This window comes from Novosphingobium sp. (assembly GCF_039595395.1).
Classification (GTDB): domain Bacteria; phylum Pseudomonadota; class Alphaproteobacteria; order Sphingomonadales; family Sphingomonadaceae; genus Novosphingobium.
The window spans coordinates 2,454,162-2,478,829 of the sequence record NZ_JBCNLP010000001.1; the positions used below are offsets into that span (position 1 = coordinate 2,454,162).

Consider the following 24,668-nt stretch of genomic DNA (forward strand, 5'->3'; position numbering starts at 1 on the left):
ACCGGAGGTGCAAGCAGCCTTGCCGGTTACCGTCGAGGCTGCCCCCGGTCCCGCCACTGCGCCCACTCCTACGCCCGCGCCTGCTGGGGCAGCCCCGGGTGCACCCGCACCCACAGCTGCGCCCGTGCCAGCACCTGCTCCCGCAGCCCCAGCCGAAGTCACGCCGGCGCCTGAACCCGAACCCGCGCCGAAACCTGCTCCCACACCCAAACCACCTGTCGATCCCGAGACACTGGTGCTGCGTGGACACCCACGCGGGGCGGTTCGCTTCCGGCGCGAGGTCATCATCGGATTGGTGGTGGCAGCGGTGATAGGGCTGGTGGGGGTGACCTGGCTAGCCCTGAGCCCCTCGCTTCCGCATATCAATGTCGCGGCCAGCGATGATACCGCCGTAAAGCCAAATGGCGAGGTGCTGGCCAACGCGCCCAAGACCTACGGTGATTTTCGCAAGCTTGGCCCGCCGCTGCCGGGGGATCTGGGGCCGGCCATCCTTGCCCACCAGCAGGGAACCACCTCGGTCGCTATGACGCCGTCTCCAACGCAGCCTGACCAGACGCTGGCTGCCCAGCGCCAGCGACAAAGTGAGGAGGCAAGGGCTGCGCGTGAATCGCAGGTGATGGTGCAGATTGCCGGTGGCGATAAGGCGGGGCCAGCAAGTGCTGCTGGCGCGTCTGCACCAGGAGTGGTGGCCAGTGTGGATCCTGCATCAGCCTCGCTCGCTGCGCGGATGGCTCTCGATCCCGATCATGATCCGGGCCAGCAGCAGCGCAAGGCCGATTTCGTGGCCAGTGTCGACATAAAAGGGGACATTAATCCCCATGCCCTGAGCGAACCGACGTCGCCCTACACGCTAAGCGCTGGCACAGTCATCGCTGCCAGCCTGATCACCGGCATCAACTCCGACCTTCCGGGGATGGTGAGTGCTCAGGTGACGCAGAACGCTTATGATACGGCCACCGGGCGCTACCTTCTCTTGCCGCAGGGCTCCCGGCTGATCGGCAGCTATGACAGCGTGGTTGCCTATGGCCAGAAGCGCGCTTTGCTCGTCTGGCAGCGGATCATCCTGCCCGACGGGTCATCGGTGCGGATCGACAATGTGCCGGCCTCGGATGCCTCCGGCTATGCAGGACTGGCTGACAAGGTCGATTTCCATAGCTGGCAGCTGATCAAGGGCGTCGTGCTCTCCAGCCTGCTGGGCGTCAGCACCCAGCTCAGCTTTGGCAGCAATGAGAGCGACCTGCTGCGGGCGATCCGTGAATCGACGCAGCAAAGTGCCGGGCGGGCTGGTGATCAAATCGTGACCCGCGCCCTCAATGTGCAGCCGACCATCACCGTCAGGCCAGGGTGGCCGCTTCGCGTGGTGGTTCACAAGGACATCGTGATGCGGCCATGGGGCCAGCAAGGGAGGCCATGATGGTGGAGCTGAAGCTGGGTAAACTGCCCGAACGCGTGCCGGTCAAACTGACGATCAGCGTGCTGCCAGATCTCAATCGCCGTTTGCTCGACTATGCCGCAGTCTACGCGGACGCCTATGGCCAGCAAGAACCGTTGCTCGATCTGATACCGGCAATGCTGGTGGCATTCCTTGACGGTGATCGGGCCTTTGCCAAGGCTCAAACCGTGAAGGGCCGCGGTGGGCCGCGTGATGCTTGAACATGAGGGCGATAAGCCTCCGTTCGAGGAGCGCCCCGACAGGCTTTTGAGGATTTCGGAAGTTTCTCGTCGAGTGGGCTTATGCAAATCAATGATTTACAGGCTGATTTCGAAGGAGAGCTTCCCAAAACCACATAAACTGTCACCGGGTGCTTCGCGATGGAGCGAGCAGGCGGTGGTGGCATGGATTGCGGATGTCCGCGACGGATTTGAAGGAAAACGAAGAAAATTCTGGTAGTTAAATAGTATATTTCAGAATGAGGGGCACCAAAGCATATGCCGGTGCCCCTCTTCTATTTGCATGATCAGGCTCGGCGCGCCCTCTTCAGGGGGCGACGAACAATCCCGGTGTCACGCGGTTTTGCAAGCTCGGGAAAGGGCACCTTCTTGGGGAGGGCAACAGGGATGCGGCGCCAGGTGCATCCACCGGATTCCTCCCGCGCCGGTGCGATAAGCAGTGTGCCGGGAGATGGTAGATTCTTTGTCAGCATATCAGCCCAAATCACTGCTAATTCACGCCTTCTCTTCATATAGCGCGCGCGGTTATAGGCGCCCTCGACCTTGTTGGGCGGAACATGGGCGAGCATGAGGTCGATGATCGCCCGGTCTCCCTTCAGACCATTGTCCTGCGCCCATTCATTCATGATCGTCGAGAAGGCGGCGCGAAATCCATGAGGCACATGGTGTCCATGATATCCCGCCCGGTTGAGGAGATAACCGATGGTATTCTCGCTCATGGGCTTGTGACCATTGCGGGAGCTGGGAAACGCCAGTTCTCCGCCACCCGAAAGCGGCCAGAGCGCGCGCAGCACCATAACGCTTTGAGGCGCCAGGGGAACAAGATGCTCACCGCCGATCTCCTCTTTTCGATCGAGGGAGCCTTTCATGCGCTCCGCGGGGATACGCCACAGCGGTTCCGGACCGTTCAGATCCTCGAACTCCTCCCAGCGAGCCCCTCGTAACTCATTCGGCCTTACGGCAGTCAAGGCCAGGAGGCGCAAAGCCAGCCGCGTAACCGGCCTGGCATAGTCGGACTCCGCATCATCGATCATGGCGCTCAGTTGTTTGATATCCGTGATCGCGGGCTGGCGACGTTTTCTGAGCGGCTTGAGCACAGCGCCAAGCTTCTCGGCCGGATCCCTCATCGCCTGACCGTTTGCGATGGCGTAGATGAAAACCATGGAAATGCGCTGGCGGACGCGCTTTGCTGTCTCGATCGCCCCGCGCGCCTCAATCGCCCGCAAGACCTCAAGGACAGCAGGCGAGGTCAATTGCGCGATGGGCAGATTTCCGATCATGGGGAAAACATCCCGTTCAAGGCTGCGCATGACGTCCAGAGCATGCTTGCGGGCCCATTGGCCATTGAGTTCCGCATGCCACTCGCGAGCAACCCGTTCGAAGGTGCATCGCCCGTTTCTCAGATTGGCTTCGATGTTGAGCCTTTTCTCGACGACCGGGTCTTTCCCTTCAGCCAGAACGCGCCGCGCCTCTTCGCGACAGGCACGGGCGTCAAGGAGGGAGAACATAGGATAGCTGCCGATCCCCATGGTCCTCTGCAGACCATTGTACCGGTAGTTCCACTTCCAGAGTTTGGAACCGCTCGGCATCACCATAAGAAAGAGCTGGTGTCCGTCTGTCAGCTTGTACATTTTTTCCCGGGCCTTGGCCGCTCGGATTTTTGCGTCGTTCAACATTGGGGGCGTCTCCGCTTCCATATTTTTCCAACGCCGAGACCATAAAATCGACCATACGCACGCGTAGACGCGAGTAGACCGATATGGATCGCTCAACCCGACAAGCATCAGAATTTAGGGGAAAAACGTCAATCCGTGTGGACGGCTGTAGACCGCTGTAGACGGAACGATGGCGGACAGGGTGGGATTCGAACCCACGGTGAGCTTCCACCCACGGCGGTTTTCAAGACCGCTGCCTTAAACCACTCGGCCACCTGTCCTCTGGGGTGCGCCATAAACGATGCGGCGAAAGGTGCAAGTGTGGCGATCGCTATTCGGCGATTGCTATTCCCTGTGGGCCAAGTTGCTTGTCCCTCGCCATTCCCTTGGGCGCTTCGATGTGCGAAAGCTGCCAGCATGACACGATCAATCTTGGTAGCGGCCCTGAGCGCGCTGGCGATGACCGGGGCGAGCGGCGCCCAATCCGCCCCCATGGCACAGGACGACACCACCAGCGCCTATGCTGCCCCGGACCCGCAGGATGCCGCCTTTCAGGCCTATCTTCAGACAGTTGCCGCCAAGGCGCGCGCGCAGGGCATCCGCGAATCCAGCATCCGCTCGGTCATGGCGGGGCTCACCTACAACCCGCGCGTGGTGGCGCTTGACCGTGCCCAGCCAGGCGGCACGCCCAGCAGCGCGAGCAGCTCGCCCCCGCCGGATTTCACGCCCTATCGCCTGTCGCATATCAATGCCTCGCTGATCGCGCGGGGCAGGGCCATGCATGACGCCGTGGCCAGCGACGCCGCCCGGATCGAGGCGCGCTATGGCGTGCCATCGTCCATCCTGCTGGCGATCTGGGGCAATGAAACCAATTTCGGCACCTTCATGGGCAATTTCGACCTGCCTCGCTCGCTCGCCACGCTGGCCTATGACGGGCGCCGCCGTGCCCTGTTCGAAGGCGAGTTCATCGCCCTGCTCAAGATGGTCGACCAGGGCGTGCCGCGCTCGCGCCTGACGGGCAGTTGGGCAGGGGCTTTCGGCAATCCGCAGTTTCTGCCCAGCGTCTATCTGCGCGTGGCTCAGGATGGCGATGGCGATGGATTCCGCGATATCTGGACCAACCGTGCCGATACGCTGGCCTCGATCGCGGGCTATTTCCGCGATGCCGGATGGCGTCCGGGCCAGCCCTGGGGGGTGAGGGCCAGTGTGCCGGCCAATCTCAACCGCGATGCCTATCAGACGCTGATGACCTCGCCCGCATGCCCGCGCGTCCATGCCCGTCATTCGCGCTGGCGCACCGTGGGCGAATGGCGCCAGTTGGGAGTGATTGCTCAGGGCCGCATCGGTGACGATGTGCTCGCCACGCTGATCGAGCCGGACGGGCCGGGAAAAACCGCTTTCCTTTTAACCGGTAATTATCGGGTTATCCTCGATTACAATTGCTCGAACTATTATGCTCTGAGCGTAGGATGGCTTGCCGATGAAATTGCCGGGACCCAGTAACCCCCTGCTGAGCGGGATCGCTCTGGCCGCCCTGGTCGCTGCGACACCGGTCATGGCCGCGGCGCCTTCAGCGCCTGTGGCGCCCGCCAATGGGCCGCAAGCGGATTTCCCTGTCGTGGTGGGCGCGCCCTATCAGATCGACGGCGTCACCTTCGTGCCCAGCGATTCGATGAACTTCGATTCGGTGGGTTATGCCGCCGTGGGTCAGGAGGGGGGGCGGTGCCATCTCGGCGGCCCATCACACGCTGCCCTTGCCCTCCTATGCCGAGGTCACCGATCTGAAAACCGGGCGCACCATTCTGGTCCGTGTCGAGCGTCGCGGGCCGGGGGACAGCCAGCACGCCATAGAACTGTCGCCGGGCGCGGCGGCGCAACTGGGCATCGCTGCGGGCAGCAATGAAGGGGTGCGCGTGCGCCGGGTGAACCCGCCCGAGCAGGATCGCGCCCTGCTGCGCTCGGGCAATCCCGCGCCGGAACGCATGGCCACGCCCAAGCCTTTGCTCGATGTCCTCCAGCGCAAGCTTGATCCGGCGCTGGCCCAAAAGGCGCTCGATGCCGAGGATCGTGATCCGATCCCGGCCAAGCCCGCCAGCGTGGTGAAACCCGCAAACGTCGAACCGCCTGTCAAACCGGCGACCGCACTGGCTCCTGCCAAAACGAAGCCTGCGCGCGGCGCCGCCTCGAAATCGCCCAAACTCGAAGCGGTGGCTCTCACCACCGGACCGGCCACGCCGCCCAAGGGCTATGTCCCCTCGGTTCCGGCACGGCAGGCTGCGGCGCATACTCCCGACAAGGTTTCGCCCAAGATCGGCGCTGATTTCGCGCAGAGCGATGCCGATCACGGGCATGATGCGCCTGCGACCGCTCCCGCAGCAACCAAGGCCAAACCCGCTAAAACACCACCCGCCAAACCGGCAGAGGACAAGCCGGACCATGCCGCGCCTTCCGGCGGATCCTTCGTGGTTCAGGCCGGCGCTTATTCCGACAAAAAGAACGCCGAAACCGTCGCCAACAAGATCGGCGGCGCGATCAGCGCCTCGGGCAAGGTGTGGCGCGTGCGCGTCGGGCCGTTTTCCGGGCACGCCTCGGCAGAGGCGGCCTTGGCGAAGGTCAAATCGGCAGGCTATAGCGACGCCCGAATCCAGCGCGGCGAGTGACTCAACAGGGCTCTCGCCGCATGACAGGCATAATGGAGTCGCGTTGACCCCCTCGTTCAAGACCATGTTGGTGCCCGGCGCACTGGTTCTGGCCGCTTTGGCCGCCACCGGACTGCGCTCGGCGCCCTCCTCCCCGACAGAACATGGGGATAACTCTCAAACGCTGTCGCGGGTCGAGCCGCTGGTGGTGGGGCCGGTGCCGCCCGTGCCGCTGGGCCATCCGCAGCCGCCCGCCGAGGTCGATGTCGCGCCGGTGGCGATGCTGGTCGATATGGGCTCGGGCCGGGTGCTCTATGCCAAGGAGGTGGCGCGGCCCTTCCTGCCCGCCTCGGTCACCAAGACGATGACCACTTTTCTTGCCTTCGAGCTGATCTCGCAGGGCAAGATGAAGCTGACGGATGTCTATGCCGAAAGCCATGAGGCCTATCGCAACTGGCATATGACCGGCTCGCGCATGTTCCTCGATGAGGGCCAGCCTGTCACGGTGGACCAGTTGCTGACCGGCATCATGACCGTTTCGGCAAATGATGGCGCGGTGGTGCTTGGCGAAGGCTATGCGGGCAGCGTGCCCAACTGGACCGCGCTGATGAACGCCAAGGCGCGCGAAATCGGCATGGTCGACAGCCATTTCAACACGCCCAACGGCTATATGGACAATGGCCAGACCTATGTCAGCGCGCGCGATCTGATCACGCTGGCCACCGCCATGATCCAGCGCCACCCGGACCTCTATCACCGCTATGTCGGCAAGCCGGGGCTGGTGTTCAACGGCGTGGCCCAGAACAACCACGATCCCCTGCTGGGCAAGTTCCCCGGCGCCGACGGCATCAAGACCGGCTTTACCGGCGAGGCGCATTACAATTACCTCGGCTCGGCCGAGCGCAATGGCCGCCGCCTGCTGATGGTGCTGGCCGGGGTGGAGCGCCCCAATGAGCGCGTAAAAGCCGCGCGCGCCCTGATGGAATGGGGCTTTGACCATTGGGATGCCAGCGCCCTGTTCCAGCAGGGTCAGAAGCTGGCGACGGCCAAGGTGCAGGGCGGCTCGACCGACAGCGTCGACCTGCTGACCCCGCGCCAGCTCTTCGCCACCGTGCCGCATGGTGAGCGCGACACGGTCAAGATGCGTGTGACCTATGATGGCCCGCTCAAAGCGCCGATCGCCAAGGGCGAAGAGATCGGCAAGCTGGAGGTGACGATCGGCCACGATGCGCCCACCACCATGCCGCTGGTCGCGGGTTCCGATGTGCCCAAGGGCGGGCTGGCTGACCGGCTGCGTCAGGGTTTCCGGCGGATGCTGTCGTGAGCGCCGGTCGGATCGTGACTGGGGGCCGCTTTATCGCGCTTGAGGGTGGGGAAGGGACCGGCAAGTCCACCCAGTCCCGCCTGCTGGCCGAGGCCCTGCGTGCATCGGGCCATGAGGTGGTGCAGACCCGTGAACCGGGCGGCACCGCAGGCGCCGAAGCGATCCGCGCCCTGCTGCTGGGCGTGGAAGGCGAGGGCTGGGGAGCCCGCGCCGAAGCGCTGCTGTTTGCCGCCGCCCGCGCCGATCACGTCGAGCGCCTGATCCGCCCGGCGCTGGCGCGCGGCGCCTGGGTGGTCTGCGACCGTTTTATCGATTCCACCCGCGCCTATCAGGGCGGCGGCGGCGGTCTCTCCGAAGAGGACTTGCTGACGCTGCACCGGATCGGCAGCGAAGGTCTACTGCCGGACCTCACCCTGCTGATCGAGGTGCCGCCTCAGGAAACCGCGCGCCGTCTGGCCGCGCGCGATCTGGATGGCCCGGACCGCATCGGCGGGCGCGGTGAGGCCTATCACGCCCGCGTCGGCGCGGCTTTCGCCCGCTATGCGGAAGCTGAACCTGAACGCTTTGCCCGCATCGACGGGCTTGGCGAGCCAGAGGCGATCCATGGCCGGATCATGGATGCCATCACAGGATCGGGGTTTTGACCATTCTTGAAGGCCACAGCTCCGCCTGGCGGGAGTGGCGCGCGGCGCAGGCCTCGCCACGTATGCATCATGCGTGGATTTTGGCTGGCCCCAAAGGCGTGGGCAAGGCCAGCTTCGCCTTTGCCGCTGCCGCGCAGCTGGTGGCCGAACCGGGCGTGCCTCAGCCCGAGATTGAGGCCCATCCTGACATTCTGATCCCGCGCCATCCCCCCGCCACCAAGGAGGATGAGAAAAAGCGCGACGAGGGCCTGCCGCATAACGTCAAGCGCTCGATCCCGGTGGACGAGATCCGCGCCCTGCAACGCCGCCTGACCACGCGGCCGACGCTGGGCAGCCGCCGTGCGATCATCATCGATCCGGCCGATGATCTGGAAACCAGCGCCGTCAATGCGCTGCTCAAAAGTCTGGAGGAGCCCCCGGCGGGCACCTATTTCCTGCTGGTGACGCATCGTCTGGGGCGGCTGCTGCCCACGATCCGTTCGCGCTGCCGCATCCTGCGGTTTGCGCCGCTGAGCGATGGGGCGGTGGATGGCATTCTGAAGGCGCAGGCCCCGCAGGCCGATGGACCGACGCGCGCCGCCGCCGTGGCCGCGGCGCAGGGTTCGCCCGGCGTGGCATTGGATTTCGTGCATGAGGAACTGGCCGCAGCGCACCAACTGATGGGCCGCATTCTGGCCGAGGGCGACGCGGGCATGATGCTGCGCGGCTTGCTGGCCGAGGAACTGGGCGCGCGCCCCAAGCGCGAACGCTTGAGCGCCGTCCTCGATCTGGCCCGCGCCGTGCTGGCCGCCGATCTGCGCTCTGCCACGCCCCGTCGTCAGGCCCGGCTGATCGAGGCGCATGGCGCCATGGTCAAGCTGGCGCGCGAGGCGCCGATCTACAATTACGACCCCGGTCTGCTGGCGATGGAAATCGGGGCCTTGCTGGCATCGTCCGCCGTGCCTACAGAGGCTGGCAACCGATAACCCTCTCGCAAGTCAGGTAAGCACGGGCCCATGGCCGATCCTTTCTACATCACCACCGCCATCGCCTATCCCAATGGCAAGCCCCACATCGGCCATGCCTATGAGGCGATCGCCGCCGACGTCATCGCCCGCCATCAGCGCGCCGAGGGCCGCGACGTGCGTTTCCAGACCGGCACTGACGAGCATGGCCTGAAGATGGCGCAGAAGGCACGCGATCTGGGCATCACGCCGCGCGCGTTGTGCGACGAAATGTCCGGACATTTCCGTGCGATGTGCGACACTCTGAACATTTCTTATGATGTGTTCCAGCGCACCACCGATGAGGCCCATTACAAGGCCAGCCAGGCCATCTGGCAGGCGATGGAAGCCAATGGCGATCTCTATCTCGATCGCTACGAGGGCTGGTATTCGGTGCGCGACGAGGCTTTCTACGATGAAAGCGAGTTGGTTGAGGGTGAGGGCGGTGAGAAGCTCTCGCCTCAGGGCACGCCGGTCGAATGGACCGTTGAGGAAAGCTGGTTCTTCCGCCTTTCGGCCTATCAGGAGCCGCTGCTGGCGCTTTACAACAGCCAGCCGGACTTCATCAGCCCCGACAGTCGCCGCAATGAGGTGGTGAAATTCGTCGAAGGCGGACTGCGCGATCTGTCGGTTTCGCGCACCAGCTTCGACTGGGGTGTTCCGGTGCCCGGTTCGCCGGGGCATGTGATGTATGTCTGGGTCGATGCGCTGACCAACTATCTGACGGGTCTGGGCTATCCCGAGAAGACCCCGGAGATGGAGCGCTGGTGGCCCGCCGATATCCATCTGATCGGCAAGGACATCGTCCGCTTCCACACCGTCTATTGGCCCGCCTTTCTGATGAGCGCCAAGCTGCCTCTGCCCAAGCAGGTGTTCGGCCATGGCTTCCTGCTGCATCGTGGGGAAAAAATGTCGAAGTCGCTGGGCAATGTGGTCGATCCGCTGGAACTGGCCGAGCGTTTCGGCGTCGACAGCCTGCGCTACTTCCTGATGCGCGAAGTCAGCTTCGGCCATGACGGCAGCTATTCGGCGGAAGCCATCGTGACGCGCTGCAATGCCGAGCTGGCCAACAGCTTCGGCAATCTGGCTCAACGCAGCCTTTCGATGATTTTCAAAAACATGGGTGGCATTCTTAAGGCTGAGTTGCCGCTTTCCGACGCCGACGATGCGCTGCTGGCCACAGTGGCCGAAAGCATCGCCGCCATGCGTGAAGCCTTCGGTACGCTGGACTTCTCCGAAGGGCTCGATGCCTGGATGCGCGGCGTCTTCGCCTGCAACGCCTATGTCGACGAGCAGGCGCCATGGGCGCTGCGCAAGAGCGATCCCGAGCGCATGGAAGCCGTGCTGATGGTGCTGCTGCGCGTGGTGCGCGATCTGGCCATCGCCCTGCGCCCGGTGGTGCCGACCGCCATCGACAAGCTCTTCGATCAGATGGGCATTGCCGAGGATGCTCGCGACTTCGCTGCTCTGGAAAACAGGGGCTGGCTGGCCGATCTGGCCTCTGCTGGCTTCACGCTGCAGCAGCCCAGCGGCGTCTTCCCGCGCCTCGAACTGCCTGCTGACGAGAACGCCTGATGCTGATCGATTCCCACTGCCACCTCAATTACAAAGGCCTGATCGAGCAGCAGGGCGAGGTGCTGGCGCGCGCGCGGGCGGCGGGGATCGGCGCATTTCTCAACATCTCGACCCGACAGAGCGAATGGGCCGATGTCGTCGCCACGGCGGAGCGTGAAAGCGACGTCTGGGCAACCGTCGGCATCCATCCGCATGAGGCCGACCAGCATGCCGATCTGGGTGAAAGCATCCTACTGGAGGCGACGCGGCACCCGCGCGTGATCGGCATCGGCGAGACGGGCCTTGACTACTATTACGACCATTCGGACCGCGCGGTGCAGCAGGATCTGTTCCGCACCCATATCCGCGTGGCGCGTGAAACCGGCCTGCCGCTGATCATCCACACCCGCGATGCCGAAGAGGATACGGCCCGCATCCTGACCGAGGAAATGGCACAGAGAGCTTTCCCCGCGCTGATCCATTGCTTCACCGCTTCGGCTGATTTTGGCGAGAAGGTGCTGGACCTGGGGCTGACGATCTCGATTTCCGGCATTGTGACCTTCAAGAACGCCCGCGATCTTCAGGCCTTTGTCGCCACCATCCCGCAGGATCGCCTGCTGGTGGAAACGGACTCGCCCTTTCTTGCGCCGGTCCCGCATCGCGGCAAGGTCTGCGAACCGGCCTATACCGCTGACACGGCGCGTTTCGTGGCTGGCTTGCGCGAGGTCAGCGTTGAAGATCTGGCCGCCACCACCAGCGCCAATTTCCGCAAGCTCTTCGCCAAGGCAGGGCTTGCCGCATGAAGCTGGTGATGCTCGGCTCGGGAACCTCGACCGGCGTGCCCCGCGTGGCCGGCGAGCATGGCGAGGACTGGGGCCAGTGTGACCCCGCCGACCCCAAGAACCGCCGCACCCGCGCCTCGATCATGGTCGAGAGCACGGCAGGATCGCGTCTGCTGGTCGACACCTCGACCGATCTGCGGCAGCAATTGCTGGCCAATGACATCCATCGTCTTGACGCCGTGTTCTGGACGCATGACCATGCCGATCACTGCCACGGCATCGATGATCTACGCCCCTTCCGCTATGGCCGCGCCGGGCCCTTGCCGGGCTTTGCCAATGACGAGACGGTGCGTCGCCTGCGCAACCGCTTCGGCTATGTCTTTGCCGGGCAGCATGGCTATCATACGCTGGTCGAGCTGGACTCGCTCGACCGGCTCCGCATGTTCGCGGGCTTTGGCATTGGCTGGTGCCAGATGCCGCATGGCCCAGCGCAAAGCACCGCCTTCCGCTTCGACTGCGATGGCAAGTCCATCGGATATGCAACTGATTTTAGTGCGATAACTGGTGATATGGTCAGTCTGTTTCACGGCGTCGACCTGCTGGTCGCGGACTGTCTCAGGCGCGAGCCGCATCCCACGCATGCCCATCTTGCCATGTCGCTTGAACTGATCGAGGCGACGCGCGCCAACCGTGCCGTGCTGACGCATCTGGACAAGAGCATGGATTACCGTGCCGTGTCAGAGGAAATCCCGGCCCATGTCCAGGTCGGCTATGACGGCCTGACCGTCGAACTGTAAGTCGCTTACATCGACTCATCAGCCATTTCGGTCAGCGTCCAGCATGAAGCGGTCGGGCGAAACAGATAGCGAAGCTGATAACCGGTATCAGGCTTGGCGAGCAGGACCTCCACCGCACCGCCGCTCCGGGCGGCCTTGCTCATGGCCAGCCCATCGTGGCGGCGCCGCGCTTCGAGCGGCATGACCGGGAAAGCGAGCGAGGCGGCAGACACCTTGCGCTTCACCATCCTGGGCTCCGGTTCGGCATCGGCATCGATGCTGCCGGACAGCAGAGGGTCCGCGACATGCGCGCGCTGAACCTGCGCGCTTCGACCAAAAGCAGTGAGGAACGCCTCGAAGCTCCGGCCCGGACAAGCAGCAGCGAAAGCCGCAGAAGGAAGGAGACCAGCAGCAAGGGCAGCGATCATCCGGGGGCTGCGGGTCATCAAAGGCTCCTTAGGCCAACGGCATTGGCATGCCGGTTTCACACCATCACATGCTTATCATCGCTCGCTCCCCAGCCGAGGTGAAAAATAAATCCGTCGCCGCGTGACCAATTCCGTGCCCGCAGCGAACAAGATAACATGCGTTCAAGCTTCCTCTCGACCTTGGTCCCCAGGCGGTCATCCAGCCCGGCACCGCCGTTTCCCGGCGCGCCGGATGAATGGGGCGGGTTGATGGTTGCCGCGCAGGCCGGCCATGGCGGAGCCTATCGGCGGTTGCTCAGCGAGATATCTCTCTGGCTGCAGCGCTATTTCCAGCGGCGCCTGCCCCCCCGGCGAGGTCGATGATGCGGTGCAGGAAACCCTGCTGGCCCTCCATCGGCGGCGACACACCTATGATCCAGCCTATCCGCTGGGGCCATGGCTGGCGGCGATCGCCAAGCGCAAATGGATCGACCAGCTTCGCCTCCTTGGCCGCCGCGCGACCGAGGAGCTGCCGGAGAACCTGGCCGTCGGCGACCATGAGGCGGCGGTGACGAGTGCCTCGGTGCTGGCCAGCCTGCTCGATCAGCTCAAACCGGCGCAGGCGCAGGTCATCAGGCTGGTCAAGGTGCAGGGCTACAGCATCGAGGAAGCCTCCCGCGCGACGGGCCTGTCCGTTCCTGCCGTCAAGATGAACATTCACCGCGGGCTCGCCAGCCTGACGGCCTTTATCGAGAAGACCGCCGATGTCGAGTGATGCCCTGATCCGCGATCTCTCCGCCAATCTGGCGCCGGTGCGCCGCCGCCGTCCGGGGCGTGAGGGTGCGATGCTGCTGGCCCTGGGCGGAGGCGAACTGACCCTGCTGCTGGGACTGGGGCTGATGCGGCCGGATATGGGCCACATGATCGCGACGCCCTTTATGTTGTGGAAGCTGTGCGGTCTGGCCGTGCTGGCCGCTGTGGCCTGCATGGGCGCGATCCGCTCGTTTTCTCCCACGGTCAGGCCGCGCCGCGCTCTGACGATCACCTTTGGTCTGGCGATTGCGATCATGATTGCCGGGGCTTTCGTGATGCCGGAGCACCATGGCGGGCAGACATTGTTCATGCGTCTGGCGCCTTTGCAGGGTGTTCTCTGTGCGACCTCCATCACTGTGCTGTCGCTGCCGATCATGGCGATGCTCTCGGTGCTGATGCATCGCGGCGCGCCGACCCATCCGCAGGGCAGCGCTATCGCTTCAGGCCTTGCCGCCAGCACGCTGGGCGCCTTCATCTTTGCCTTCTGCTGCCGGGTCAATGATCCGCTCTACATCGCCGTCTGGTATTCCGTGGCCTGCGCCGCCGTGACGATCACCGCCCGCTGGCTGCTGCCTCGACGCTTCCGCCTCTAACCGCATCAAACGCTGTGCTGATCCGAGCCCGGATGTCCGGGAACGGATGTCTGCGCCCTCACGACTCCTGAAAGGACTTCGATATGGACACCACCCGCGACACGCCCCGCGCCGATCAGAGCTGGCTCAAAAGCTATTACTTCCTGCGCTTTGGCGTTTCCACGGCATGGGTTGTCGCTGCCTTCACCATCGCCAGAACCGCGCCGACGCTCGCCGCGATCATGCTCATTGCCTATCCCGCGTGGGATGCCATTGCCAACTATGTCGATGCCAGCCGCAGCGGCGGGCTGGCGCGCAACAAGAGCCAGATGCTGAACTTCATCGTCAGCGTGATCACTGCGGTGGCGGTCGCTCAGGCCTTGCGTCAGGGGATGCATGCGGTGCTTGGCGTGTTCGGTGTCTGGGCGGTGCTGTCCGGCCTGTTCCAGCTTGTGACGGCTGTGCGCCGCCGCAAGGCCTATGGCGCGCAATGGGCCATGATCCTGAGCGGCGCCCAATCCGGTCTGGCGGGCGGGCATATGCTGAGCAAGGCCGCCAGCGTGCTGCCCGCCGGGATTGCCGACATTGCGCCCTATGCCGCTTTCGGCGCCTTCTACTTTCTTGTCTCCGCGCTGTGGCTGACCATCAGCGATGCCCGCCGCAGCGCGAAGATGGGTGCCGCCTGATCGATCTCAGAGCTTTTCGCAGTGGAAGGAGGTTGCGGTTTCGATGTTCTCGCCGGTTCGGCGCGGCTGCTGGGGATAGGGGCACAGCAACCGCGTGCGGCCGGGCCAGGGTGTGTCATTCCCGGCGGTGGCGACGACCTTGCCGGGGGCGACACCCTTTTCCCGCCAGGCCACCAGTTGCGAGAAGATGTCGAAGTGATCCGTCGCCGGGCCACCGCGCCCATGGTTCATGCCCGGCACGGCGTAGAATTGGACGAAACGCCCCGACTGGCCCCGTTCCCGCGCATCGACCTGCGCCAGCCAGCGCAGCGTGTCATTGATCGAGAAAACCGGATCGCTGACGCCATGGAAGATGATGATCTTGCCGCCGCGTTTGGTGAAGGGGCTCAGGTCGGTGGCATCGGCATGCATGAAATCGACCGACGCTTCGTTCAAAGCGCCCCATTTGACGTGAGCTGCGGCATAGGCCTCATCGAGATCGACGTTCAAGGCATAGCGGGACAGATCGGTGACGCTATCGGCGATATCGAGCGGCGGGGATCGGAACACCGCCGAATTGCTCGGCGCGCCAAGCCGGATCAGCGCGCCATTGTTGGTCGCCGAAGCATAGCCGCCCATTTTCCAGATGCGCCAGCCCTGGGTCACACCCCGGCCAGTCTGCGCGCCAATCCCGGCATCCCATGGCCAGTCGGAATAGATGGCCTTGCCGTCGCGCAGTTTCGGCCCTTCGAACACCTTGCGCAACGCGAGGATCTGCGCGGGCAGAAGGCATTGCGCGGTCTTGTCGGCAGAGGTGTCGCCCTTGCAGGCGATGGCATTGAGATGCGGCAGCACGCGGGGCGTGGTGCAAGCGGTGAAGTTCTCGACCATGCCGTCCTGCGTGCCGTCCAGCGCATCGCAGGCGGCCAGAATGGCGCGCTGGGCCAGCAGGATGTCCTCATCGCTCATCGCCTTGTTGATCAGCGGCAGGCCATCGGCGCCGATCTGACCGAGCGCGCGGGCCGCGCCCGCCATCGCCTGCCCATCGGCCAGTTGCGCGATGGAAGCATGGGCCAGATGGAAGCCGGGATAGCCGATCAGCGCGGCGTCGAACTCCTGAGGGAAGCGCTGGACGGCCATCATGCCTTCCTGCCCGCCCTTCGACCCGCCCACAAAATAGGTGAGCTGCGCAGGGCGACCGTAATAGGCGCGGATCAGCGCCTTGCCCGCCTGAGCCACCGGACCGATATAGCCGAAGCCGTAATTGTGGCGCGCCAAAGCATCATGGCCAAAGGTGGCCAGCCCCTGCAGCGCGGGATCGTTGTTGACGCCATTATCATGGCCGGAATCCGAGGAGATCACGGCATAACCCTGTGTCAGCGCGCGCTGATCGTCCTGCCCCAGAATGATGCCGGTCGCATCGCCCAGATTGCCATCGGTGCCGCCACCGCCCTGAAAGAAGAAGCGCCCGTTCCAGGCGGTGGGCATACGCAGGTGGAACTTGATGGCATAGGTCTGGCCGCCCGCACCGCTGCGCTCCTGCATCTTGCCGATGATCTCGCAATGGGCGGGCATCGCCGGGGTCGGCGGGAAGGGGCGGGTGTCACCCGCCGCGCGCACTTCGGCAGGGGTGGGGCCGTGAAGCGCGGCGGTGGTGATATGGGTCGAGGGATCGGGCATGGTCGTGCCAGTCAGCGCCGTGCAGCGATCGTGAGTATCCGGGGCCTGTGCTGCAGCGATGCCCACGCCACTGGCCTGAGCCATGGCAAGGCCCAGTATGGAACCAAGCGCCCGATACATGATTGTCGCCTTCATGCCCTTCTCTCCCATATCATTCTTGTCCGTGAATTGCTTCTTTGCATAGCATTAGGTCAAGCGGGAAGACTGTGCCATAGCGGCGCACTTCTCGCGCCGGACCCGCTTGCTGCATGAAAAATCCGCTCAACGACTACCCTGGCTATCATTTGCGTCGCGCGGCGAGCAGCCGCCTTGCCGAGCTGGCGCGCCATCTGGAAGGCTTCACCCTCGGCGTGACCGAAGCCTCGATCCTGACCGTCATCGACCAGAACCCGGATATGTCGCAGGCCGAATGTGGCCGCATGCTGTCGATCAAGCGGCCCAACCTCAATCCGCTGATGCTGCGCCTGATCCATCGCGGGCTGGTCTCCAGCACCAAGGGGGAGGGGCGGGCGCTCAAGCTGCGGCTGACCGAAGAGGGCAAGGCGCTGATCCCCGGCATCCTTGCCGAGTTCGAGGCGCAGGAGGCGCGGATCTTCGCCTCGGTGCCTGAAAAGTACCGAGCCGATCTGGTCGCCATCCTGCGCGCCCTGCGGGTGAAGGACTAGGCGCCCACCGGCGGCCCGGCAGGCGCCTTGGCGCATCAGAACTTCGCCGTGGCGCGGATACCATATTCGCGCGGCGCGCCATACAGCTCGTTCTTGCCGTTCTGGCCCGCGACATAGAACTTGTTGGCCAGATTGGTGCCATAGGCCTCCAGCTTCCAGTTGTTCTTGTCGAGCGCCACGCTGGCCTGAAGCAACCCACGCGCCGCGATCAGGTCGGTCGAGGCCTGATAGGTCGGATAGGCCCATTGCGAACCGATATAGGCATAGCCCACGCGCGGCGTCAGCACATAGCCATGGCCCAGATCGTAGCGATAGGAGGCCGAGACATTCCACGTCCATTTCGGGCTGTAGAGGTTGGGCCCGCCATTCGATGAGGCATAGGTGTAATTGTAGCATGTGCTGCTGTTGGCCACGCCGACAGCGCATTGCGGCAGGGTGACACCGGCAGGGATCGCCCATTTGTTGATCAGCGAAAGCGCGCTCATGCTGCTGTCGACGAAGGACAGGCCGCCATCGAGCGACAGCGCGTTGAACTTCGCCTGAAAGCTGGCTTCGAAGCCCTTGATGGTGGAATTGGCCAGATTGACCACGCCGCTCTGCCCCGACAGCGGGTTGATGACGTCCATCTGGAAGTTGTTGTAGGTCATGTAGAAGGCGCCGATCTGCGTCTTCAAATGGCGGTCGAGCAGGGTCGATTTCCAGCCCGCCTCATAATCCATCACTGTTTCGGGGGCAAAGCTGCCGCCCGGCGGGTTGATGCCGCCATTCTTGTAGCCGCGCGCCACGAAGGCGAAGAACAGATTGTCGCTGTCCGGCTTGAAGTTGAGCGCCAGCTTGCCCGTCACACGGCCATCGCCCTCGGTTCCTGTCTGGGGCACCAGCACAGTGGCACCCACCGGCGGCGAAACCAGCACCTGAGCGATGGTCGAGCCCGCCGCCGCGCGATAGACCGCGCCCGAGCCATCGACATGGAAATGCGAATAGCGCAGTCCGGCATCAACCGTGAACTTGTCCGAAAGCTGATAGCTGGCCTGAGCAAAAGCGCCCAGCAGCAGCTTGTTGGTCACGGGCTGGGGCAGGGTGGTGAAATTGTTGTTGGTGCTGCTCCAATTGTGCAGGTCGATCTTGTTGCGCTGGGCATAGGCGCCCACCACATATTTGAACCGCCCGCTGTCGGGCGAGATGATGTTGATTTCCTGGCTGTATTCCCGCTCACGCACATTGTTGGCACTGGCGGTCTGGTTCAGCGTGGAGTTGCTGAGGTTGAGCGAGGTGGCATCGGTCTCGCTGACCGAGGAAAGCCGCTTGTTCTGATAGGCCGTGACCGAGCGCAACGTCAGCCCGCCCGAGAACTGATATTTGGCCTCCAGCACGGTGGCGAAGGCGCGTTCGTAATTGGCAACGGGCGAGTCATAGCTCACCGTCCAGGGCGTGTTGGTGCGGCCCACCACGTAAGGGTTGTTGGCGGTGGTGGTGGCGATAGGCTGGAAGGCATAGCCGCCGGTCTGGCGCTGCACCGTCTCGACCTTCAGATTGGCCTGAAAACCGCCATCCTTGTAGAGCGCCTGCACGCGACCGTCGATTTCGTTTAAACGCTCGGGCTGGCTGTGAGCGGGGCCCACATCCTTGAACCAGGCGTCATGCTGGTTGAACAGGCCCGAGGCGCGGATGGCGATCTTCTCGCCGATCGGCAGGTTGAGCGCGCCATTGACGCCACCATTGTTGTAATTGCCGTAATTGGCGCTGACATAGCCCCCGATCTTGCCAAGCTCGGGCCGCTGCGTGGTGAGATAGACCGCGCCGCCGGTCGAGTTCGCGCCCGAGAGCGTGCCCTGCGGTCCGCGCAGCACTTCGGCGCCCGCCATATCGTAGAACTGGCCGTTCGAGACGATCGGCGGCTGGAACACGCCATCGATGTAGGTCGCCACACCATTGGTCACCTGCGGCGAGCCCGAAGCAAGGCCGATGCCACGGATGTTAAAGCTGTCGGTGATGCCCGAGCGCGAGATCGTCAGCCCCGGCGCGGCCGTCTGCAGATCCAGAGCGCGCATGATCTTCTTTTCGGCGAGCGCATCGCCAGACAGGGCGGTGACCGCGATGTTGACGTTCTGGACATTCTCGGCGCGGCGCTGGGCGGTGACGACGATGTCCTTCATCCCGGTGCCATCCACCTTGTCAGTGCCGGAATCCGGGGCGGGGTGGGGCGCTGTATCCTGCGCGTAAGCGGGAACAGCCACCAGCGCGCAACCGAGCATCAGCGTGGTGAACAGGGGACGCGACGACGTGACCTTCATGACCTCTCTCCGTGATTGTGCGCTCTCTGGGGCGCCCTATGGTTAGTTATGTTGCATAACATTAATTGAGGCGCAAGAGGGTTTGCAGACTTCGATGATGAAGGAGAGACGGGCAGGGGATTGACGCCAATCAACGCCGATTTTAGTCCTACAAGACGACGTGAGATCACGCATTTTGGCGGTTGCGCAGGCCAGCTTTTCACAGCGACAAGGACAGGCGAGCAGGAGCCATCGGGGGAGGACACACCACAATGACGACAACGCTATCGGCATCCCGTCCGGGCAGCGTGGCCCGGCGACAGCTTCTGGTCGGGCTGAGCCTTGCCGCCGCAGCACTGGCGACGCCCGGTCTGGCCGCGATCACGCCGCGCCAGCGGATCGTCATCGACAATGATTTCGGTGGCGACCCTGATGGGCTGTTCCAGCTCGCGCATCATCTGGCCTCGCCCTCGGTCGAGATCGCGCTGATCGTCGGCTCTCATCTGCATGACAAGGATCCGTTCGATCCGGCACCGGGGCAGGCCGACCGCGCTGCGGAACGCGCGCGGCAGATCGTGACACTGGCCGGTATCGGGCATAGCCCCAAGATCATCGCCGGCGGCAATGTCGCGCTGGATGCGGCCATGAAGCCCACGCCCGCCAGCGCCCACATCGTGGCCGAAGCGATGCGCGAGGATACCAGACAGCCCTTGTTCTACGTCGCCGGGGCCAGCCTGACCGAGCTGGCCGCCGCGCATAAGCTTGAGCCGGGCATCGGCAAAAGGCTCAAGCTGGTGTGGATCGGCGGCATGGAGCATGACGATCTGTGGCCCGGCCGCCCGGTGCGCCACGATCCCGAATACAACATGACCATCGATGCGGCGGCGGCGCGCTATATCTTCAACGACTCCGATATCGAGATCTGGCAGGTGCCGCGCGATGCCTATCGCCAGATGCTGATCTCGCACGCCGAGCTAGAGCAGGGGCTGGCCCCGGCAGGCAAACTGGGCGCCTATCTGCTCGAAAGGATCGACGCGATCGTGACGATGGCGGGCCGCGGGGGCTTCAACATCGGGGAAACCTATATTCTGGGCGACAGCCCGCTGGTGACGCTGACCGCGCTGCAATCCTCCTTCGAGGCGGACAGTTCATCGAGCGATTACGTGCTCAAGCCCACGCCGTCGATGGATGAGAAGGGGCGATACACGCCGCGTCCGCAGGCCAGGCCGATGCGTGTCTACAAGACCATCGACACGCGGCTGACCTTCGCGGATATGTTCGCGAAGCTGGCGCATCTGGCGCAGCACTGACATGGCAGGCGCGGGGGCAGCCCGCGCCGGTTCCCGCTTATTGCTCCTCAAGGATCGCCGCGCCCCAGGCTTCCAGCGCAACCGGGGCGCCCTTGGCCACGGCATGGTTCCCCAGCAGGTCCTGCGCCGCGGCAGGAGCATGATAGCTGGCCGGGCTGGCCGAATAGTTCAACACATAGCGCACATGGTGTCCGTTCTTCAGCATGCCGCTGCGCACGATCAACGGGAAGCGCACGGTCTCATCCTGCGCCACGCCCGCATCCGTCAGCGTATCCTTCAGTAGGGCCGTCATCATGTCCTCGCCGGGCATGAAGCCGACATAGGTGACATCGCCCTTGCCCCAATTGTTGCGCGTGACAGCCGCATAGGCGGGCCAGGAGGGATGGTGATAGCGCGCCAGCACGCGCGCGGTCGTCGGCTCCAGAAACTCCATCCACCAGCGTACAGTGTTGGCCTTCTCGCCCACCTTGAAGGGATCGCCCTCGAGGCTCACCCCCTGGGGCGCGGCGAATTGCGAATAATGCACCCCGGCAGCCTGAGCGATGGCGCCGGGCTGATCGGCATAGCGTACCTTCACATTCTCGTCCGAAAACCCGCTCTTGAAGCTGTAGAGCAGATGCCCGCCAGCCTTGGCATAATCGTTGAGTCGCCCGATCTCGGCGTCGCTGGCCGCATAAAGCGCGGGCACGATCACCAGATTGTAATGGGCCAAGGGCGTCGGTGTGGAGGGGGTGATAAAATCGACCTCCACATTCATGCGGTAAAGCGCATCGTAATAGCCGCGCATCACGTCATTATAGGCAATCGACTGGCCATCGGCCTTGGGTTTGAAGCTGTCGAACGCCGTCAGCGCGGTGTTGCTGACATAGATCGCCACCTTGTTATGCTTGGTCAGATTGGCCAGTTTCGGCCCCAGACGCGCCAGATCCGCACCGATGGTGGCGGCTTCGCGATAGGTGGCATTGGGCTTGAAATCCTGCGAGAGCAGCCCGCGCCAATAGGTCTCTATGGCGTTGGCCGTCGTGCCCCAATGCCAATATTCCACCATATTGGCCCCCGAAGCCAGATGGCTGAAGGCCTGAAGCCGCAACTGTCCGGGGTAGGGCGTCCATTCCGGAAAGCCCTGAGCGGTGGTCTCCAGCACCAGATAGTTTTGCCCATGCTTGATCGAGCGGGCCAGATCGCCGCCCAGCGCGATTTCGGTGCCGGTCAGCAGGCTCTGGCCGGGGTGATAGATGTCGATCCCCGCCACATCGAGCGCTTTGGCGGCATCCCAATGGTTGACCTCGGTCTGGATACCATAGGAGGAACCGCGCCAGTCGAGGTCGAAATTCTGGGTCATGAACTGGCCCTTGCGGGCATGGGCGCGCACCAGATCGGCCTGCCAAGCCAGATAATCGGTCACCAGACCGCGCTGAAATTCCGAAAAAGCAGCCGACAGGCTGGCGTTGATCGAGCCGTTGGTGGAGGGAAAATCCTCCCAGCGGTTGATGCGGTTGCTCCAGTAATTCAGGCCATAGGCCTTGTTGAGCGCGTCGAGATCGCCGTGGAATTTCGCCTTCATATGCTCGACAAAGGCGGCCTGCACATTGGGGCCGCTGGTGCCATAGGCCTTGGTCTCATTGTCGAGCTGATAGCCGATGACCGCAGGATTGTCCTTCACATGATCGACCAGCGCGATGATCGCCCGCTGAGCGGCGGCGCGGAACTCCGGGTTGGTGATGTCCATATTCTGGCGGCGGCCATACTGACCGGGGCCCTGAGGCGTGATCGCCAGCACATCAGGATGCTCTTTCGCCAGCCATGTCGGCACGGCATAGGTGGGGGTGCCGATGATGACCTTGATCCCGGCCTTGTTCATCGCGGCCAGCACACGATCGATATGATGGAAATCGAAGGTGCCGGGCTGGGGCTCCATCGTGCCCCATGTCGATTCGGCGATGCGGACCACAGTGATATGGGCCGCTTTCATCATCCGGACATCGTCATCGAGCCGGTCGGTGGGGGCATATTCGTCGTAATAGGCCGCGCCGAACAGGATGCTGTCGGGCCAGGGAAATGCATGTGCCGGGGGCGTTGACGCAGCGATGGCCGTCGGGGTGAGAAGGGCCGTCGCAGTTAACAAGGCAACGGCGAAAAAGGTTTTTTTCCGAAAAGACAATGCCATGGCAGACCTTCACCCCTCGCTTCCTGATATATTGAATGGAGTAATGATCGCCCGACATCATGGCAATGTCTGGAAACCTGCGCATTGACATTCGGTGTCATTTGAAAAATAAACTCTAAAACATGAACTTAAATCAAACCGTCCGCACCGTATCGCGTGGCATTCCTGCAACGGTTTAGATAAAACCATCCATTCGGATGATTTTATAGTCGTACTTTTAAGACCTCCCCGCCATGATTGAACTCGACTGCAAACAGTCCTGCTGAGACGCGATCCGGAAGAAAAAACAATCCGGACGGGCCGCCGCAATCTGGAGGGAGATATGAAGGATGAGGCACTTTTTATGAGTGGCGCTGGGCCGCATCTCATCCTCCTACGCCATGTCGGATCTGACGCGGACCTACAGCCTGCTCGCCGGTGCGAAGTTCCAGGGGAGCGGCTTTACCGTTGAGGGAGAAAGGGCGGCGTGGCATCCCCGGATAAAGCGCTGCCCTTTTTGCGGGGTCCATAAGATGGCTTTTCGGGAGAGAATTTTACCATGACGGATGCTTTTGCTCTTTCGCGCCGGGGGGCTCTCGGGATGATCGGCGGTGTGGCTGGTGCGGGCCTGTTGCCTGCGGCCGCCACCGCCGTTGAAGGCAAGGCGGGCGCATCGGGGGCAAGCTGGTTCAGCACCACCGCCACCTTGCCGTGGCAGAGCCACGCCGTGCCCGCGCTGGCTCCCGCTGCACCCGCGATGTTCGCACAGGACGCCACCATCCAGCTCGACAAGCCGCGCCAGACCATGGCCGGTTTTGGCGGCGCCTTCAGCGAAAGGGGCTGGGATGCGCTGACCCTGCTGTCCCCCGCCAAACGCCATGCGGCGCTCTCCTTGCTGTTCACGGCTCAAGGATGCAACTTCAGCCAGTGCCGCACGCCACTGGGCGCTGATGATTTCTCGCGCGACTGGTATTCCTATGATGAGACGCCGGGCGATTTCGCGCTCGATCACTTCTCTGTCGCGCGCGATCGCGAAACGCTGATCCCCTTTATCAAGGCCGCGCAGGCCCTGCGGCCCGATCTGAAGGTCTGGGCCTCGCCCTGGTCGCCGCCGACATGGATGAAGAAGGGCGGCCATTATGCCCAGGCCCCCGCATGGCCCGGCCAGCCTGCCAATGGCATCAAACCCGAGCAACTGGGCCACGAAGGCAGCGACAGCTTCATTCAGGAAGACCGCTATTTCGCGGCCTATGCCAACTATTTCGCACGCTATGTTCAGGCCTATGCGCAGGAGGGCATCGCCATCAGCACGGTGATGCCGCAGAATGAGTTCAACTCGGCCCAGCCTTTCCCCTCCTGCTGCTGGACGCCCGAGGGGCTGGCGCGTTTCCTGCCGCATCTGGGGCGGGCGATGGGGCCGCTGGGCGTCACCATCTTCCTCGGCACGCTGGAGCGCGGCAATGCCGATCTCGTCTCAAAGGTCATGGCCGACCCGCAGGCGGCAGAGGTGGTGAAAGGTTTGGGCGTGCAATGGGCCGGGAAGGGGGCCCTGCCGGTGATCCGCGATCGCTTCCCCGATATCGCCATCTGGGGCAGCGAGCAGGAATGCGGCATCGGCACCAATGACTGGCATTATGCGCGCTATGGCTGGGCGACGATCCGCCAGTATTTCGACGCGGGCGCCAGCGCATGGACCTATTGGAACATGGTGATGCCCACAGGCGGCATGAGCGGCTGGGGCTGGCCGCAGAACAGCATGATCGTGGTCGATCCGGTGAAGCGCGACTTCACCCTGACGCCCGATTACTGGCTGATGCGCCATCTGGGGGGCCAAGTGCAGGCCGGAGCGCGCGCCGTTCCGGTCGACAGCTTCCTGGGCTTCAATGACCAACTGGCTTTCCGCAATCCTGACGGCTCGCTGGTGCTGGTGGCCAACAATGGTCTGGGGCAGATCCAGCGCGTGCGTTACGGCATCGGCAAAAGAGTGCTGACGCTCGATCTTCCAGCGGACTCACTGAACACGCTGGTGCTGCCGGCCGGGTTGCTGGAGGTTTGATGGCGCTCGGCATGTCAGAGAGATAGGTTGCAGGGCGGTCCCGTCGGCTTTTG

The 24,668-nt window shown here is 63.5% G+C and carries 21 protein-coding genes, 1 tRNA gene and 1 pseudogene; 17 read left to right on the forward strand and 6 right to left on the reverse strand.

Translation table 11 applies throughout. From position 1 onward, the window contains the following. The first annotated feature begins 235 nt into the window (after positions 1–235). From ABDW49_RS11390 to ABDW49_RS11400, 3 genes are read left to right on the forward strand one after another with little or no spacing between them, the layout of a single operon-like run. Entirely contained in the window at positions 236–1,414 is a 1,179-nt protein-coding gene (locus ABDW49_RS11390; protein WP_343611994.1) for a TrbI/VirB10 family protein, read from the forward strand. After that, positions 1,414–1,653, forward strand: coding sequence for a DUF2274 domain-containing protein (locus ABDW49_RS11395; RefSeq protein WP_343614249.1), 240 nt, complete (start codon positions 1,414–1,416; stop codon positions 1,651–1,653). Before ABDW49_RS11390 ends, ABDW49_RS11395 begins: the two co-directional genes overlap by 1 nt. Then, on the forward strand, positions 1,646–1,891 hold the full coding sequence (locus tag ABDW49_RS11400; RefSeq protein ID WP_343614251.1) for an AlpA family phage regulatory protein: 246 nt from the start codon (positions 1,646–1,648) through the stop codon (positions 1,889–1,891). Before ABDW49_RS11395 ends, ABDW49_RS11400 begins: the two co-directional genes overlap by 8 nt. Positions 1,892–1,958: 67 nt before the next feature. On the opposite strand, the gene ABDW49_RS11405 is transcribed toward ABDW49_RS11400, so the two are convergent. Together ABDW49_RS11405 and ABDW49_RS11410 are read right to left on the reverse strand one after the other, a co-directional pair. Next, a complete protein-coding gene (locus ABDW49_RS11405; RefSeq protein WP_343611996.1) occupies positions 1,959–3,347 on the reverse strand; it encodes an integrase arm-type DNA-binding domain-containing protein in 1,389 nt (462 codons plus the stop codon). Between the two features lie 170 nt (positions 3,348–3,517). Then, positions 3,518–3,607 (reverse strand) — tRNA-Ser (locus ABDW49_RS11410). Positions 3,608–3,818: 211 nt separating this feature from the next. On the opposite strand from ABDW49_RS11410, the gene ABDW49_RS11415 reads away from it, so the two are divergent. The 8 genes from ABDW49_RS11415 to ABDW49_RS11450 all read left to right on the forward strand — a co-directional run bounded on the left by ABDW49_RS11415 (position 3,819) and on the right by ABDW49_RS11450 (position 12,049). Next, positions 3,819–4,829, forward strand: a complete 1,011-nt coding sequence (locus ABDW49_RS11415) for a lytic murein transglycosylase (RefSeq protein ID WP_343614253.1) — start codon at positions 3,819–3,821, stop codon at positions 4,827–4,829. A gap of 191 nt (positions 4,830–5,020) precedes the next feature. Beyond that, positions 5,021–5,986 (forward strand): SPOR domain-containing protein, encoded by a 966-nt coding sequence (locus ABDW49_RS11420; RefSeq protein ID WP_343611998.1) that lies wholly within the window; start codon positions 5,021–5,023, stop codon positions 5,984–5,986. Positions 5,987–6,029: 43 nt separating this feature from the next. Beyond that, positions 6,030–7,289 carry a D-alanyl-D-alanine carboxypeptidase family protein gene (locus tag ABDW49_RS11425; protein WP_343612000.1) on the forward strand — a complete coding sequence of 420 codons (1,260 nt, stop codon included), beginning with the start codon at positions 6,030–6,032 and terminating at the stop codon, positions 7,287–7,289. A 14-nt stretch (positions 7,290–7,303) separates the two neighbouring features. Then, entirely contained in the window at positions 7,304–7,933 is a 630-nt protein-coding gene (gene tmk / locus ABDW49_RS11430) for a dTMP kinase (RefSeq protein WP_343614255.1), read from the forward strand. A gap of 2 nt (positions 7,934–7,935) precedes the next feature. Then, complete coding sequence (locus tag ABDW49_RS11435) at positions 7,936–8,898, forward strand: DNA polymerase III subunit delta' (protein WP_343614257.1); 963 nt, start codon at positions 7,936–7,938, stop codon at positions 8,896–8,898. A gap of 30 nt (positions 8,899–8,928) precedes the next feature. Continuing rightward, on the forward strand, positions 8,929–10,491 hold the full coding sequence (metG, locus tag ABDW49_RS11440) for a methionine--tRNA ligase (protein WP_343612002.1): 1,563 nt from the start codon (positions 8,929–8,931) through the stop codon (positions 10,489–10,491). Further along, positions 10,491–11,273, forward strand: a complete 783-nt coding sequence (locus ABDW49_RS11445) for a TatD family hydrolase (protein ID WP_343612004.1) — start codon at positions 10,491–10,493, stop codon at positions 11,271–11,273. Before metG ends, ABDW49_RS11445 begins: the two co-directional genes overlap by 1 nt. Further along, positions 11,270–12,049: an MBL fold metallo-hydrolase gene (locus ABDW49_RS11450; RefSeq protein WP_343612006.1), complete on the forward strand. Its 780-nt coding sequence runs from the start codon at positions 11,270–11,272 to the stop codon at positions 12,047–12,049. Before ABDW49_RS11445 ends, ABDW49_RS11450 begins: the two co-directional genes overlap by 4 nt. Positions 12,050–12,054: 5 nt before the next feature. Here the strand turns inward: ABDW49_RS11450 and ABDW49_RS11455 are convergent, their stop codons facing one another. Then, positions 12,055–12,474: a hypothetical protein gene (locus tag ABDW49_RS11455; protein WP_343612008.1), complete on the reverse strand. Its 420-nt coding sequence runs from the start codon at positions 12,472–12,474 to the stop codon at positions 12,055–12,057. Positions 12,475–12,705: 231 nt separating this feature from the next. Between ABDW49_RS11455 and ABDW49_RS11460 the strand changes: the two are divergent. From ABDW49_RS11460 to ABDW49_RS11470, 3 genes and pseudogenes are all read left to right on the forward strand, one after another. Next, positions 12,706–13,210: pseudogene (locus tag ABDW49_RS11460) on the forward strand (sigma-70 family RNA polymerase sigma factor). Continuing rightward, the gene (locus ABDW49_RS11465; RefSeq protein ID WP_343612009.1) at positions 13,200–13,841 is read left to right on the forward strand and encodes a DUF1109 domain-containing protein; all 642 of its coding nucleotides are present in this window, start codon (positions 13,200–13,202) and stop codon (positions 13,839–13,841) included. Before ABDW49_RS11460 ends, ABDW49_RS11465 begins: the two are co-directional and overlap by 11 nt. A gap of 83 nt (positions 13,842–13,924) precedes the next feature. Further along, entirely contained in the window at positions 13,925–14,506 is a 582-nt protein-coding gene (locus tag ABDW49_RS11470) for a DUF308 domain-containing protein (protein ID WP_343612010.1), read from the forward strand. A gap of 6 nt (positions 14,507–14,512) precedes the next feature. On the opposite strand, the gene ABDW49_RS11475 is transcribed toward ABDW49_RS11470, so the two are convergent. Continuing rightward, positions 14,513–16,285, reverse strand: a complete 1,773-nt coding sequence (locus tag ABDW49_RS11475; RefSeq protein ID WP_343612011.1) for a tannase/feruloyl esterase family alpha/beta hydrolase — start codon at positions 16,283–16,285, stop codon at positions 14,513–14,515. Between the two features lie 128 nt (positions 16,286–16,413). On the opposite strand from ABDW49_RS11475, the gene ABDW49_RS11480 reads away from it, so the two are divergent. Beyond that, on the forward strand, positions 16,414–16,830 hold the full coding sequence (locus ABDW49_RS11480) for a MarR family transcriptional regulator (RefSeq protein WP_343612012.1): 417 nt from the start codon (positions 16,414–16,416) through the stop codon (positions 16,828–16,830). Positions 16,831–16,865: 35 nt separating this feature from the next. On the opposite strand, the gene ABDW49_RS11485 is transcribed toward ABDW49_RS11480, so the two are convergent. Beyond that, on the reverse strand, positions 16,866–19,124 hold the full coding sequence (locus ABDW49_RS11485; RefSeq protein ID WP_343612014.1) for a TonB-dependent receptor: 2,259 nt from the start codon (positions 19,122–19,124) through the stop codon (positions 16,866–16,868). Positions 19,125–19,375: 251 nt separating this feature from the next. Here ABDW49_RS11485 and ABDW49_RS11490 point away from each other — a divergent pair, with 251 nt between their 5' ends. Next, positions 19,376–20,413, forward strand: coding sequence for a nucleoside hydrolase (locus tag ABDW49_RS11490; protein ID WP_343612016.1), 1,038 nt, complete (start codon positions 19,376–19,378; stop codon positions 20,411–20,413). 37 nt (positions 20,414–20,450) lie between these two features. On the opposite strand, the gene ABDW49_RS11495 is transcribed toward ABDW49_RS11490, so the two are convergent. Continuing rightward, a complete protein-coding gene (locus ABDW49_RS11495; RefSeq protein WP_343612018.1) occupies positions 20,451–22,538 on the reverse strand; it encodes a beta-galactosidase in 2,088 nt (695 codons plus the stop codon). A 580-nt stretch (positions 22,539–23,118) separates the two neighbouring features. Here ABDW49_RS11495 and ABDW49_RS11500 point away from each other — a divergent pair. Next, positions 23,119–24,615, forward strand: a complete 1,497-nt coding sequence (locus ABDW49_RS11500; RefSeq protein WP_343612021.1) for a hypothetical protein — start codon at positions 23,119–23,121, stop codon at positions 24,613–24,615. The last annotated feature ends 53 nt before the right edge of the window (positions 24,616–24,668 follow it).

Excerpts from the sequence above, each read along its gene's own strand:
- ABDW49_RS11395 (WP_343614249.1), top strand. The coding sequence starts at position 1,414 with ATGGTGGAGCTGAAGCTGGGTAAACTGCCCGAACGCGTGCCGGTCAAA.
- ABDW49_RS11400 (WP_343614251.1), top strand. The coding sequence starts at position 1,646 with ATGCTTGAACATGAGGGCGATAAGCCTCCGTTCGAGGAGCGCCCCGAC.
- ABDW49_RS11405 (WP_343611996.1), bottom strand. The coding sequence starts at position 3,347 with ATGTTGAACGACGCAAAAATCCGAGCGGCCAAGGCCCGGGAAAAAATG.
- ABDW49_RS11415 (WP_343614253.1), top strand. The coding sequence starts at position 3,819 with ATGGCACAGGACGACACCACCAGCGCCTATGCTGCCCCGGACCCGCAG.
- ABDW49_RS11420 (WP_343611998.1), top strand. The coding sequence starts at position 5,021 with ATGCCGCCGTGGGTCAGGAGGGGGGGCGGTGCCATCTCGGCGGCCCAT.
- metG (WP_343612002.1), top strand. The coding sequence starts at position 8,929 with ATGGCCGATCCTTTCTACATCACCACCGCCATCGCCTATCCCAATGGC.
- ABDW49_RS11445 (WP_343612004.1), top strand. The coding sequence starts at position 10,491 with ATGCTGATCGATTCCCACTGCCACCTCAATTACAAAGGCCTGATCGAG.
- ABDW49_RS11450 (WP_343612006.1), top strand. The coding sequence starts at position 11,270 with ATGAAGCTGGTGATGCTCGGCTCGGGAACCTCGACCGGCGTGCCCCGC.
- ABDW49_RS11455 (WP_343612008.1), bottom strand. The coding sequence starts at position 12,474 with ATGACCCGCAGCCCCCGGATGATCGCTGCCCTTGCTGCTGGTCTCCTT.
- ABDW49_RS11465 (WP_343612009.1), top strand. The coding sequence starts at position 13,200 with ATGTCGAGTGATGCCCTGATCCGCGATCTCTCCGCCAATCTGGCGCCG.
- ABDW49_RS11470 (WP_343612010.1), top strand. The coding sequence starts at position 13,925 with ATGGACACCACCCGCGACACGCCCCGCGCCGATCAGAGCTGGCTCAAA.
- ABDW49_RS11475 (WP_343612011.1), bottom strand. The coding sequence starts at position 16,285 with ATGTATCGGGCGCTTGGTTCCATACTGGGCCTTGCCATGGCTCAGGCC.
- ABDW49_RS11480 (WP_343612012.1), top strand. The coding sequence starts at position 16,414 with ATGAAAAATCCGCTCAACGACTACCCTGGCTATCATTTGCGTCGCGCG.
- ABDW49_RS11485 (WP_343612014.1), bottom strand. The coding sequence starts at position 19,124 with ATGAAGGTCACGTCGTCGCGTCCCCTGTTCACCACGCTGATGCTCGGT.
- ABDW49_RS11490 (WP_343612016.1), top strand. The coding sequence starts at position 19,376 with ATGACGACAACGCTATCGGCATCCCGTCCGGGCAGCGTGGCCCGGCGA.
- ABDW49_RS11500 (WP_343612021.1), top strand. The coding sequence starts at position 23,119 with ATGACGGATGCTTTTGCTCTTTCGCGCCGGGGGGCTCTCGGGATGATC.